The sequence below is a fragment of the Kineococcus sp. TRM81007 genome, from assembly GCF_022669155.1.
Taxonomy (GTDB): Bacteria; Actinomycetota; Actinomycetes; order Actinomycetales; family Kineococcaceae; genus Kineococcus.
In genome coordinates this window covers 21,570-33,869 of sequence record NZ_JALBVB010000052.1, presented here as the reverse complement: position 1 = coordinate 33,869, position 12,300 = coordinate 21,570, and the positions used below count along the sequence as shown (strand labels likewise).

Sequence of the window (12,300 nt, the reverse complement as noted above, 5' to 3'; positions counted from 1 at the left end):
CCGTCCCCGGCACCGGCCCCGGCGCTGACGTCGGTGCTGTCACGGGTGTGCTCACGGGTCCTCCTGCTCGTTCCGGCGCGCTCGCGCGCGCCAGGTCGGACGGTGCGGCTGACCTGGGTGGTCGGTGCCGGCGAGGTCGCCCCGGCCGGCGGGCAGCGCCACCGGCGGCGTCCCGGGCGGGACCGTGGAGCGGTCGCGCCGGGAGACGCGGGTGGCGCGTGGTGCAGGTGCCCGACGGTGTGATCGACGCCGGACGACCCGACACCCTACGTCCAGACGGTTGTCGACTGTCAAACGCCCGCTCCGGCCCGCGGCGGCAGCGGGGGGCGGCACGACTCGCCGGGCGGGGCGGCGTGCGACAGGGTGGGGGCCATGGCGGGAACGCGCGATTTCGGGGTGTGGGCGCCGGGGGCGCAGCAGGTGGACCTGGTGGTCGGGACGGGCGGGGACGCGCAGCGGTACGCCATGCGACGCAGCGGCTCCCCCCGCTCGGGCTGGTGGACGGTCCCGGTCGAGGGCGCCGGGCACGGCACCCGGTACGGTTTCTCCCTCGACGGCGGCGACGTGCGGCCCGACCCGCGCTCGGGATGGCAGCCCGAGGGGGTGCACGCCACGAGCGCGGTCGTGGACCCCGCGGTCTTCGGGTGGACCGACGACGGCTGGGCCGGTCGCGACGTGCGGGGCGCCGTCTTCTACGAGCTGCACGTGGGCACGTTCACGCCCGAGGGCACGTTCGCGGCGGCAGCGGCGAAGCTGGACCACCTCGTCGAGCTCGGCGTGGAGGTCGTGGAGGTGCTGCCGGTCTCGGCGTGGGACGGACCGTGGAACTGGGGATACGACGGCGTCGCCCCGTACGCGGTCCAGCACGAGTACGGCGGGCCGGAGGGCTTCGCCGCGTTCGTCGACGCCTGCCACGGCAGGGGCCTGGCCGTCGCCCTGGACTGCGTCTACAACCACCTCGGCCCCAGCGGCAACTACCTCGCCGAGTTCGGCTCGTACTTCACGGACAAGCACGACACCCCGTGGGGGGCGGCGGTCAACCTCGACGACACCGGCTCGGAGGAGGTGCGCCGCTGGATCTGCGACAACGCGCTGCGCTGGTTCCGCGACTTCCACGTCGACGCGCTGCGCCTGGACGCCGTGCACGCCCTGGTCGACGACTCCCCCACCCACGTGCTCGCCCAGCTGGCCGACGAGGTCGCCGCCCTCTCCCGCGAGGTGGGGCGGCCGCTGTCGCTGGTGGCCGAGTCCGACCTGAACGACGCCGCGATGGTCACCCCCACCGCGGAGGGCGGCTTCGGCATGACCGCCCAGTGGGACGACGACGTGCACCACGCCCTGCACGCGCTGCTGACGGGCGAGCGCCAGGGCTACTACGCCGACTTCGGCCCCCCCGAGGTGCTGAAGACCACCTTCGAGGAGGCGTTCTTCCACGCCGAGCGGTTCTCCAGCTTCCGCGGCGAGGTGTGGGGGAAGAGGGTCGACCGGGCCCGGGTGCCGGGAACGGCGTTCCTGGGGTACCTGCAGACCCACGACCAGGTGGGCAACCGCGCCGTCGGCGAGCGCATCGGCCACCTGCTGGGTGAGGCGCGGCTGGCGGCCGGTGCGGCGCTGTACCTGCTGGGGCCCTTCACCCCGATGATCTTCATGGGCGAGGAGTGGAACGCCTCCACGCCGTGGCAGTTCTTCACCTCCTTCCCGGATCCCGAGCTGGGGCAGGCGGTCAGCCGCGGGCGGCGCTCGGAGTTCGGCGAGCACGGCTGGAGCGCCGAGGACGTGCCCGACCCGCAGGACCCGGCGACGAGGGAGCGCTCGGTGCTGCGCTGGGACGAGCCCGGGCAGGAGCCGCACGCCCGGGTGCTGGAGTGGTACCGCACCCTGACGCGGCTGCGCCGGGAGGTGCCCGAGCTGCGCTCGGACGACCTGCGCGAGGTGCGCGTGGACACCGCGGGCGGCGCGCTGGTGCTGCACCGCGGCCGGCACCGCGTGGTCGTGTCGCTGGGCGGCGGGGACGACGTGGCCGTCGGCGGTGACCCGATGGAGGTGCTGGCCGCGTTCCCGACCGGGCCGGCGCCCGAGCTGCGCGCGGGCGGTGTGCGCTTCGCCGGTGAGGGCGTCGCCGTCGTGCGGGTCGCGTGAGCGTCCCCGCGGGGCGGGCGGAGGAGGTCCGGCGGGCCGCGGTGCGGCTCGCCGCCCTGGCCCAGGACGGGCTGGCGTACTCCGTCGGTGACGCCACCAAGGACTACGACACCGCCCGGTACCGGCAGATCGCCGAGCTGGCCGCGGGGCTGCTGGCCAGCGTGTCGGACACCTCCCTGGAGGAGCTGCGGCTCGTGCTCGGCCGCGACGCGGGCTACGCGACCCCCAAGGTGGACGTGCGCGCCGGCGTCGTGGACGAGCGGGGTCGCCTGTTGATGCTGCGCGAGCGCAGCGACGGGCTGTGGTCGCTGCCGGGCGGCTGGGTGGACCCCGGCGACCGGCCGGGCGAGGCCGCGGTGCGCGAGGTGCTGGAGGAGACCGGGTACCCGGTGGAACCGGTGAAGCTGGTGGCGGTGTGGGAGCGCGACGTGCGCGGCAAGCAGCCGCCGCTGCCGGTGTCGGTGTTCCACCTGTTCTTCCTCTGCCGGCCCGTGGGCGAGCCGGTGGCCGCGCAGGACCTGGAGACCCTCGAGGTCGGCTGGTTCGGCCTGGACGAGCTGCCGGAGCTGTCGGGGGCGCGGGTGACCCGTCAGGAGCTGGAGCGGGTGCTGGCGCACCACCGGGACACCTCGCTGCCCACCGAGTGGGACTAGCGTGGCCGGACCGGGGCGGCGGGGCGGCCGGACCGCCGCCCCGCCGCGCGGGTCAGCCGGCGGCGACGGCGGCCACCGGCAGGGCGACGAACACGCCGCCGGTGTAGACCGGCACGACCCAGCGGCGCCGCGCCGCCAGGGCGCCCAGGCCCTCGGCGAGGCGGACCGGCAGGTACCGGATCCGCGGCAGCGGGTAGATCAGCGTGACGGCGGTGACGTTGAACAGCACGTGGACCAGGGCGATGACGAGGCCCTCCGGCTGGCCGGTGGCCAGCGCCGCCAGCAGCGCCGTCACGGTGGTGCCGAGGTTGGCGCCCAGGGTGATCGGGTAGGCGTTGCGCACGGTGAGGGCCCCGGCGGCCACGAGCGGGAGCAGCGTGACGGTGACGATGGAGGAGCTGACCACGAGGATCGCCGCGACCGTGCCGACGGCGATGCCGACCAGGCCGCCGGCCCGCCCGACCGACCGGTTCGCCTTCTCCTGCAGGGGCCCGGCGATGACCGCCCGCATGTTCTTGCTGAGGTACCGGATCGTGACGTAGAGGGCCAGGATACCGAGCACGAGCATGACCGTGCCCAGCCCGGCCCCTGCCGGGACCAGGGCCGACAGGACCGTCTCGACCGCGGCGTTGGCCGGGTCGGTGGCCATCGCCAGCGGGCTCGTGGCCTCCACCCCGGTGATGCCGGTGTCCGCGACGACGCCCGCGAGCCAGCGCGCCGCCGAGGACAGGAAGCCCGTCAGCAGTTCCAGGGGCAGCAGGACCAGCACCGCCAGGAAGTTGAAGAGGTCGTGCATCGTCGCGGCTGCGACGACCTGCCGGAACTCGTCGCGCCGGCGCATGCTGACCATCGTGACGATCGTGTTGGTCACGGTGGTGCCGATGTTGGCGCCCATCACCATGGGCACGGCCGTCTCGACGGGGACGACGCCCGTCGCCACCAGGCCGACGATCGTGGAGGTGGTCACCGAGGACGACTGCACCAGGATCGTGGCGAGGACGCCGGCGAACAGGCCCGAGATCGGGTGGCTGACCCCCTCGAGCACCGCGTCGCCGAACCCCTCGCCCATCTGGGCGATGCCGTCCTCCAGCACCCCCACCGCGACGAGGAAGAGGTACAGCAGCACCAGGGCGAGCAGGGCGCGGACGGCGACCTGCCTGCCGCTGGGGCGTTGACCGTCGGGCGACTGCGGCTGAGTGGAGACGTCGTGCGTACGCGTGCGGTGTGCCATGGGGCCCTCCGGGGTCGGGTGCGCGACGCCCGAGGAGTGCCCCCCGACGGTGAACCCCCGGTGACGAGCACCGCAACCGGGCGCGGCGGGGTCGTGGCGGGGTCGTGGCGCTCCCGTCGCCCCGGGGCGGGTCAGGCCAGCGCGGCGCCGTCGCGGGCCAGCGCCGACAGCCGCGAGACCGCGCGCAGGTACTTCTTGCGGTAGCCGCCGTGCAGCAGCTCGTCGGTGAACACCGCGTCGAAGGGGACGCCGGAGGCCACGACCGGGATGTCGCGGTCGTACAGGCGGTCGGCGAGCACGACGAGGCGCAGGCCCACCACCTGGTCGGAGACCGTGGCGACCCCGCGCAGGCACACCGCGGCGGTGTCGCGGACCATCGCGCCGTAGCGACTGGGGTGCACGCGGGCCAGGTGCGCCAGGACGGCGTCGAAGTCGTCCAGGGTGGCGCCGGGGCGTCCGGTGGCGACGCGCTCGACGGCGACGTCGTCCAGCGGGGCCGGGGCGGCCGGCAGGCCGCGGTGGCGGTAGTCCTCACCGTCCACCCGCTGCACGGCGAACTGGCCGGCCAGGGCCTGGATCTCGCGCTGGAAGTCCTGGGCCGCGAAGCGGCCCTCGCCCAGCGCGCCGGGCAGCGTGTTGGAGGTGGCGGCGAGCTTCACGTCGCGGTCCACCAGCTCGCGCATCAGCCGGGACATCAGGACCGTGTCACCGGGGTCGTCCAGCTCGAACTCGTCGATGCACACCAGGTCGTGCGGGGCCAGGGCGTCCACGGCCTGCCGGAAGCCGAGCGCCCCGACGAGGTTGGTGTACTCCACGAAGGTGCCGTACGCGGCGGTGCCACCGCCCTCGGTGACGACCCGGTGGTAGAGCGAGGACAGCAGGTGGGTCTTGCCGACGCCGAAGCCGCCGTCGAGGTACACGCCGGGTGCGCCCTGCGGGGCGCTGCGGCGCTTGAACAGCCCCGCGAGGCCACCACCGCGACCACCACCGCGGCCGCTGGCGCCGGCCAGGACCCGGTCGCCGAAGGCGCTCATCGTGGACACGGCCTCGGCCTGGGTGGGCTGGTCGGGAGCCGGCACGTAGCTGGCGAAGCGGACGTCGGCGAAGCGCGGCGGCGGCACCAGCTCCGCGACGAGCTGCTGCGGCGGCACCCGCGGGTCGCGCTCCACCAGGGAGCCGGCCGAGGTCCGCTCCTGGGGCTGCACGGGCGTCTCCTCGGGTCGGCTCACCCGGTCAAGGGTAGTGAGACGGCCGGCACCCGGCGCCCGGGGCGTCTGGCAGGATCGCGGGGCGGCGGGAACGCGACCGCGCGGCGCGCTGTTGGGGCTGCTGCGGGCGTGAGCCCGCCGGACGCGAGACGCCCCCACCGCACGGAGGACGACAGTGGCCCTGCCCCACGACGGCGACGAGAAGCTCGCCGCCTACGCCCACCCGGAGAAGCTGGTCACGACCGCCTGGCTGGCCGAGCACCTCGGCGAACCGGGCCTGAAGGTCGTGGAGAGCGACGAGGACGTCCTGCTGTGGGACACCGGGCACGTGCCGGGCTCGGTGAAGGTGGACTGGCACACCGAGCTGAACGACCCGGTGACGCGCGACTACGTCGACGGCGAGGGCTTCGCGGCGCTGATGTCCCGCAAGGGCATCGCCCGCGAGGACACCGTGGTGATCTACGGCGACAAGAACAACTGGTGGGCCGCCTACGCCCTGTGGGTGTTCACCCTCTTCGGCCACCCGGACGTGCGACTGCTGGACGGCGGGCGCGCCAAGTGGATCGCCGAGGGGCGCGAGACGACCACCGAGGCGCCGGAGCCGCAGCCGACCGACTACCCCGTCGTCGAGCGGCAGGACGCCTCGATCCGCGCCTTCAAGGAGGACGTGCTGGCGCACCTGGGCGGCAGGCTGATCGACGTGCGCTCCCCGCAGGAGTACACCGGCGAGCGCACCCACATGCCCGACTACCCCGAGGAGGGCACCGTGCGCGGCGGTCACATCCCCGGCGCGGACAGCGTGCCGTGGGCGCGCGCGGCGGCGGAGGACGGCACGTTCAGGACGCGCGAGGAGCTGGAGGCGATCTACCAGCGGGAGAAGGGCCTGGCCCCCGCGGACGACGTCATCGCCTACTGCCGCATCGGCGAGCGCTCCAGCCACACCTGGTTCGTGCTGCAGCACCTGCTCGGCTTCGAGAAGGTGCGCAACTACGACGGCTCGTGGACGGAGTGGGGCAACACCGTCCGGGTGCCGATCGTCAAGGGCCCGGACAAGGGCGAGGCGCCGGCGGTGCGCCGGTGAGCGCGGTGGACGAGGACCCCTTCTCCCCCACCGCCGGCCTGCCGCCGGCGATGGCGGAGATCGTCGAGGACTTCCAGGCGCTGCCCGAGCGGGAGCGGTTGCAGCTGCTGCTGGAGTTCAGCCAGGGGCTGCCGCCGCTGCCGCCGCACCTGGCGGAGCACCCGGAGCTGCTGGAGCGGGTGGACGAGTGCCAGTCCCCGGTGTTCGTCAACGTCGAGGTGGACGACGCCTCGCGGGTGCACCTGCACGTGTCCGCACCACCGGAGGCGCCCACGACCCGCGGGTTCGCCGGGGTGCTGCGCGAGGGCCTGGACGGGCTGCCCGCGGAGGAGGTCCTGCAGCTGCCGCCGGACGTGTGCTCGCGCCTGGGCCTGGAGCAGGCGGTCAGCCCGCTGCGGATGCGGGGCATGACGGGGATGCTCGCCCGGGTCAAGCGCCAGGTGCGGGTGGCGACGGCGTCCTGAGACCCGCGCGGCCCGGGGAACACCACCACCCCCCGAGCCGTTGAAGGTGCAACCAGTTGTCCGCCGCCCGGCGGCCGGCCCGAGGAGACGCACGTGACCGAGGTCCAGGAGACCGGCAGCGCGAGCCTGCCCGACCAGCGCGCCGCCCCGGGGGCGCAGCACCCGGCGCTGCCGGTCGTGCGGGTCTCCGAGGCCCGCCTGCCCACCGCGCACGGCACCTTCCGCGCCGTGGCGTACCGGCAGGCCGACGGCGTCGAGCACCTCGCGCTGGTCGCCGGGGAGATCGGCGACGGGCACGGCCTGCTGGTGCGCCTGCACTCCGAGTGCCTGACCGGCGACGTCCTGGGCTCGCTGCGCTGCGACTGCGGCCCCCAGCTGCACGCCGCGCTCGCGGCGATCACCGAACGCGGACGCGGCGTCGTGCTCTACCTGCGCGGGCAGGAGGGGCGCGGCATCGGGCTGGCCGAGAAGATCGCCGCGTACGCCCTGCAGGAGCGCGGCCGCGACACCGTCGAGGCCAACCTCGACCTCGGCCTGCCGGTGGACGCGCGCGACTACACCGGCGCGGCCGCGGTGCTGCGCGACCTCGGCGTGCACGACGTGGAGCTGATGACGCACAACCCCGTCAAGGTGGAGGCGCTGCGCGGGCACGGCGTGCCGGTGCTGGCCCGCCGCGACCTGCCGGTCGCCGAGACGGACGACAACGCGCGCTACCTGCGCACCAAGCGGGACCGGATGGGTCACCGCCTGCCGGGGGTGTCCTGACCGCGGCCGCCCGGGGCGCCGCTCATAAGGCGGCGCCCGGCCCGCGCGCCACCCGCACCGCCGCGTCGTGCGCGTGGTCCCCGGGTTCCCCGACCCGCGCGCGGACCGCGTCTCAGTGGCTGCTCGTGCCGCGCTGCGAGAGCAGCCGCGGGGCGACGACCCGGTCGGCCACCAGCCCGGTCACCAGCGAGTAGACCGCCTTGTGCGCGACGTCGACGACCTGTTCGCGCACCGGCCACGTGTGCGGCGGCGCGCCCGCGCCCGTGGCGTTCTCCACGGTCTGGTCGAAGGCCAGGCGCACCGCGGTGTGCACCAGGTGGGCGCGCGGGCCGCGCAGGCCGAGCACCGACCACACCCCGCGCAGGGCACCCAGGGTGGCACCCGTCCCCCAGTGCATGACGTGGTTGGCCAGCAGCGGCCGCGCGGCGTCGCCGGGCGGGCGGCCCAGCGACGTCAGCAGCGCCCGCGCCGGCACGTACGAGTCCGGCCGGTGCGTGAGCGCCTGCTCCGCCTCCTCCGCGAGCGTCATCGCGGCCACGCCCGCCAAGCCGGCGAGCGCCCCCCGCCCGGCCGCCGCCACCAGCAGCGCAGCCCGTGCCGGCTGCGTCCCGCGTCCCGTCCCCGCGTGCTCCACGACGTCCCCGTCCCTCGGTCCCCCGGGCGTCCGGCTGCACCCGGCAGCCATGCTGGTGCACCCGGCGCGCGGTCGCCCGGCGACCGCCTGCCGCACCCCCTCGCGCGCGGCCCGCGCCCCGACCTCGTGCACCGCGGTGAACCCGTCGGCGCGCAGCCCGGCGGCGGTCAGCAGCGAGCGGCGGTGCGCGTGCCGGCCCAGCACGTCCGCCGGCACCCGCTCCTCCGGCGGGCGGCCCCGGTCCCGGCGCAACAGCTCGTCGAGCGGCAGGTCCGGCATGAGCACCGCCTCCGCGGGCAGGCCCGCCGCCGCTGCGGCGCGCACGTGCACCACCCGCTCGGCGCGGCGCAGGTGGGTGGCGTCGGCGAGGTAGCCGGCCCCCAGCCCCGCCAGCGCCTGGCAGCGCCGCCGAGCCCGGCGCACCGCGGGCAGCGAGTACCCCTGCAGCTCCCGCACCGGCCGGCCCGCCGCCGCGTCCGCGGCGCGCAGCTCGCGGCGCAGGTCGTCCAGGCTCACCACCGTCAGCGCCTGGGCGGTGCGGGTCAGCAGGGCACGGCGCAGCGTCGTCTTGCCGCTGCCGGCGGCCCCCACGAGGACCAGCACCACCGGCGCCGCCACGCCCCCGGCCGCGTGGGACCGCTCGACGCAGGCGGAGCACCCGCAGCCGGGCACGGCCGGTGGCAGCGCCCCGCCGTCGGTCGCGGGTGGCCGGTCCGCCGGGGCGCTCACGCCCCGGACGGCTCCGAGCCGGGTCTCGGTCCCCGGGGCGGGTCGCCGTCGAGGTGGGTGCGCAGGAACCGGCGCACGGCGTCCTCCCAGCCGGCCGGGTCCACGTTCCACTCCTTGGTGTGCCGAGCGGTGCCGCTGCGCACGAACGTCACCAGGTCCGGGCGCGCCTCGGCCAGCCGCGCCGAGGGGCCGGACGGGACGTAGTCGTCGGCGTCGGAGTGCAGCAGCAGCACCGGCGGCTCCAGCTCGCGCGCCCGGCCCACCCAGTCCATGCGCCGCAGGTCCACCGGCCCGTCCAGGCCGACCAGGCGACGGCCCAGCGGGTGACCCAGCAGGCTCAAGCCGTAGCGGCCCAGCGGCACCGGCAGGCGGTGCCGGCGCGCCTGGTGGTCGAGCACGTCGTACCAGTCGAGCACCGGCCCGTCGAGGACCACGGCGGCCACCTGCCCGGCCAGCGGTGAGCGGGCCACCAGCTGCAGCACGATCGCGCCGCCCATGGACCAGCCCACCAGGACCAGCCGGCGGGCACCGCGCTCCAGCGCGTAGCGGCAGGCGGCCTCCACGTCGTGCCACTCGGTGTCGCCCAGGCCGTAGCGCCGCGCGGGCGAGGACGGGGCGTCGGCGTCGTTGCGGTAGGCGGGCACCAGGCACGTCAGGCCGAGGGCGCGCAGCGGGGGCAGGGCGCGCAGCGCCTCCTCGCGGGTGGCGCCGCGCCCGTGCACGAGCACCGCCCACGTGCCCGCCGGCTCGGCGGCGGGCACCAGCCAGGCCGGCAGGTCCCCCACCTCGGAGGGGACCAGGACGTCCTCGTGCGCCAGCCCCAGCGCGCTGCGCGGGGTGCCGGCGAAGAAGTACTGGTTCCAGCGTCCCGCGCCCGGCTGCGCGGTGCCGGCGTCCACACCCAGCAGCTTGCGGGTCACGCGCTCGCCGGTGACCTCCAGCACGTCGCCGACGCGGAGGTGGCCGCGGCCGCCGTCGGTCCACACGCCGTAGCGGCCGGGCACGACGGTGTCGGCGCTCACCCCCAGCACGACGCGGCGCGGCCCCACCTGCAGCACGTCCACGTCGTCCGGCTTGTGCCGGGCGGGGGTGACCACGGCGCGGGCGAACGCGGCGGCCACGGTGGTGACGGCGGCCGCCCCGGCGGTCAGCACCGCACCGGTCGTCGCCGCCCCCACCAGCGCGCGCCGGCGCCCGTTCACGCCCGGCCCCCGCGCACCGACCGCACCGACCGCACCGACGTCACCGCCGTCTTCCGCCCCTGGACCACCGGGTGATCCTGCCGCAGCCGCACGGGCCCGCGCACGGCGCCCCCGGTAGCGTGAGCCGCGTGAGCCACCCCGCCGTGCCGTCCGCCGACCAGCCCGAGGAGCGCACCGCGCAGGAGGCGGCCGACGCCTCCTGGACCGTCGTGGTCCTCACCGAGGAGGCGCTCGGTGAGATCGACGCCGGCAACATCGCCGCCCTGCACGAGGGCGAGAGCGTGCGCCACGTCGTCGTCGTGCCGGCGGACACCGAGCGCAACCTGCTGGCCGACGTGCTGGACCACCTCAGCCTGGGCGAGCTGCGCGCCGCGCTGGAGGAGGTGCGCGCCGGGAAGCCGGACCCGCAGCGGGCGCGCGCCGACGCGGAGACGGCGCTGGCGCGCTCCGTGGCGGAGTTGCGCTCGCTGGGCCTGGCGGCCGAGGGCCGCACCAGCGGCGACGACCCGATGCCCGTGGTCCGGGAGCTGCTGCTCGAGGAGGAGGACGCGCGCGAGCTCGTCGTCGTCACCCGCCCGCACGCCGTGGAGGACACCTTCCACACCGACTGGGCCTCCCGCGCCCGCGACACCCTCGGGGTGCCGGTGCTGCACCTGTACGCCGGCACCATGCGCCTCGGCTGAGCGGAACACCCCCCGCGGCGGGGAGGTTGGACGGGGCATGAGCACCCCGGAGACCACCGCGAAGACGTACGCCGTCACCAAGTCCGACGAGCAGTGGCGCGAGGAGCTGTCGCCGCAGGAGTACGCCGTGCTGCGCCAGGCCGGCACCGAGCGGCCGTACAGCAGCGAGTACGAGGACGACCCCACCGAGGGCGTGTACGCCTGCCGGGCGTGCGGTGCGGAGCTGTTCACCAGCACCACGAAGTTCGCCTCGCACTGCGGCTGGCCGTCCTTCTACGACCCGAAGGACTCCGACGCGGTGGAGCTGATCGAGGACCGCTCGCTCGGCATGGTGCGCACCGAGGTGCGCTGCGCCACGTGCGGCTCGCACCTGGGTCACGTGTTCGAGGGTGAGGGCTTCCCCACGCCCACCGACCAGCGCTTTTGCATCAATGGGATCAGCCTGACGCTGCGCCCCGCGAACCAGTAGCGTCGGTCCGCGGAGGACCTGCACCCGTTGCCAGGACCGGAAGCCGCTGTCCCAGTTCAACGTCAACAACAAGAGACGAGAGCGGGGCGTCCTCTGCAAGGGGTGCAGGTCCATCTGCGCGAAGGAGTACTACCAGCGGAACAGGGAGAAGCTCAACGCGCGCAACGCGCAGTGGCGCGAGGACAACGCTGAGCGCCAGAAGGTCATCCAGCAGAGGTACGCCGCCAAGCGGCGCGCACTCAAGGCAGCCGCGGAGACGGATCTGCCGTTGACGTTCTGGCCAGTGCTGCTCGCCTCCTACGGCGGCGAGTGCGCTAAGTGCGGCAGTGGCGAGAGGCTGACGCACGACCACGTCCTCGCCCTCGCCCTCGCCCTCTCACACGGTGGCGGTCACACCTGGCTCAACTCGCAGATCTTGTGCTTCTCCTGCAACTCGAGCAAGCAGAACCGGAACGCGATCGACTACCGGGACTGGGTGAGCGGCGTTCTCGTGGGCTTCCTCGACGGCGAGGCAGTGGCCAGTCGTGGGGACGTCACCGCCGTCGAAGAGCTTCTGGCGCTCTCACCCGGTGAAGCACCTTTCTGAACAGGGACCGGACGTGCGCGCTGCACGCCCCGCGGGCACAGTGGAGCCCATGAGCGAGCCGTACTCCTACACCGCCCGGACGAGCGACCCCCAGCCGGCGGACCCGCAGCTGGACCCGCTGGACGACCCGGACCTGCGCCAGGAGGACACCTCGATCGACGCCGGCCCCGACGACGGGGACGAGCTGGGCGCGCTGCGCACCGACACCCTCCTGCACGACGCGGACGACGACACGTACGACACGGGTCGCCAGGTGAGCCACGCCACCGAGGAGCTCATGCGCGACGACGTCGACCCGGACAACGAGACGCTCGACGAGCGGGTCACGCAGGAGGAGCCGGACGAGTCCGGCGGCGCGGGTCACGCCGGGGTGGGTGACCACGTCGCCGCCGCCGACGCCGAGGACCCCGAGCGCCTCTGACGCCCACCGGTCCCGCACCGCGCGCGAGAGCCGCC

Annotated in this window: 12 protein-coding genes and 1 pseudogene; 9 read left to right on the top strand and 4 right to left on the bottom strand. The window is 75.4% G+C overall.

Annotated features, from left to right (window positions below; genetic code table 11):
• Positions 1-372: 372 nt before the first annotated feature.
• Both treZ and MN205_RS10690 read left to right on the top strand, forming a co-directional pair.
• A complete protein-coding gene (gene treZ, locus MN205_RS10695) occupies positions 373-2,139 on the top strand; it encodes a malto-oligosyltrehalose trehalohydrolase (protein ID WP_242127063.1) in 1,767 nt (588 codons plus the stop codon).
• Positions 2,136-2,792, top strand: coding sequence for an NUDIX hydrolase N-terminal domain-containing protein (locus MN205_RS10690; protein WP_242127061.1), 657 nt, complete (start codon positions 2,136-2,138; stop codon positions 2,790-2,792). Before treZ ends, MN205_RS10690 begins: the two co-directional genes overlap by 4 nt.
• Before the next feature lie 52 nt (positions 2,793-2,844).
• On the opposite strand, the gene MN205_RS10685 is transcribed toward MN205_RS10690, so the two are convergent.
• Positions 2,845-4,023, bottom strand: a complete 1,179-nt coding sequence (locus MN205_RS10685) for a Na/Pi symporter (protein ID WP_242127059.1) — start codon at positions 4,021-4,023, stop codon at positions 2,845-2,847.
• 131 nt (positions 4,024-4,154) lie between these two features.
• Positions 4,155-5,252 (bottom strand): cell division protein ZapE, encoded by a 1,098-nt coding sequence (gene zapE / locus MN205_RS10680; protein WP_242127057.1) that lies wholly within the window; start codon positions 5,250-5,252, stop codon positions 4,155-4,157.
• 154 nt (positions 5,253-5,406) lie between these two features.
• Here zapE and MN205_RS10675 point away from each other — a divergent pair, with 154 nt between their 5' ends.
• The 3 genes and pseudogenes from MN205_RS10675 to ribA all read left to right on the top strand — a co-directional run.
• Complete coding sequence (locus MN205_RS10675; protein WP_242127055.1) at positions 5,407-6,312, top strand: sulfurtransferase; 906 nt, start codon at positions 5,407-5,409, stop codon at positions 6,310-6,312.
• A gap of 50 nt (positions 6,313-6,362) precedes the next feature.
• Positions 6,363-6,776 carry a SufE family protein gene (locus tag MN205_RS10670; RefSeq protein ID WP_255819023.1) on the top strand — a complete coding sequence of 138 codons (414 nt, stop codon included), beginning with the start codon at positions 6,363-6,365 and terminating at the stop codon, positions 6,774-6,776.
• A gap of 162 nt (positions 6,777-6,938) precedes the next feature.
• Positions 6,939-7,541: pseudogene (gene ribA, locus MN205_RS10665) on the top strand (GTP cyclohydrolase II); the annotation flags it as partial.
• 112 nt (positions 7,542-7,653) lie between these two features.
• On the opposite strand, the gene MN205_RS21235 reads toward ribA, so the two are convergent.
• Complete coding sequence (locus MN205_RS21235) at positions 7,654-8,904, bottom strand: AAA family ATPase (protein WP_308220266.1); 1,251 nt, start codon at positions 8,902-8,904, stop codon at positions 7,654-7,656.
• Entirely contained in the window at positions 8,901-10,106 is a 1,206-nt protein-coding gene (locus MN205_RS10655) for a S9 family peptidase (RefSeq protein WP_242127049.1), read from the bottom strand. The genes MN205_RS21235 and MN205_RS10655 overlap by 4 nt, the downstream gene beginning before the upstream one ends.
• A 128-nt stretch (positions 10,107-10,234) precedes the next feature.
• On the opposite strand from MN205_RS10655, the gene MN205_RS10650 reads away from it, so the two are divergent.
• The 4 genes from MN205_RS10650 to MN205_RS10635 all read left to right on the top strand — a co-directional run bounded on the left by MN205_RS10650 (position 10,235) and on the right by MN205_RS10635 (position 12,265).
• Positions 10,235-10,789, top strand: coding sequence for a hypothetical protein (locus tag MN205_RS10650; protein ID WP_242127046.1), 555 nt, complete (start codon positions 10,235-10,237; stop codon positions 10,787-10,789).
• Between the two features lie 37 nt (positions 10,790-10,826).
• On the top strand, positions 10,827-11,258 hold the full coding sequence (msrB, locus tag MN205_RS10645; RefSeq protein WP_242127044.1) for a peptide-methionine (R)-S-oxide reductase MsrB: 432 nt from the start codon (positions 10,827-10,829) through the stop codon (positions 11,256-11,258).
• Between the two features lie 283 nt (positions 11,259-11,541).
• The gene (locus tag MN205_RS10640; RefSeq protein ID WP_242127042.1) at positions 11,542-11,844 is read left to right on the top strand and encodes an HNH endonuclease; all 303 of its coding nucleotides are present in this window, start codon (positions 11,542-11,544) and stop codon (positions 11,842-11,844) included.
• A gap of 49 nt (positions 11,845-11,893) precedes the next feature.
• Positions 11,894-12,265, top strand: coding sequence for a hypothetical protein (locus MN205_RS10635; protein WP_242127041.1), 372 nt, complete (start codon positions 11,894-11,896; stop codon positions 12,263-12,265).
• Positions 12,266-12,300: the final 35 nt, after the last annotated feature.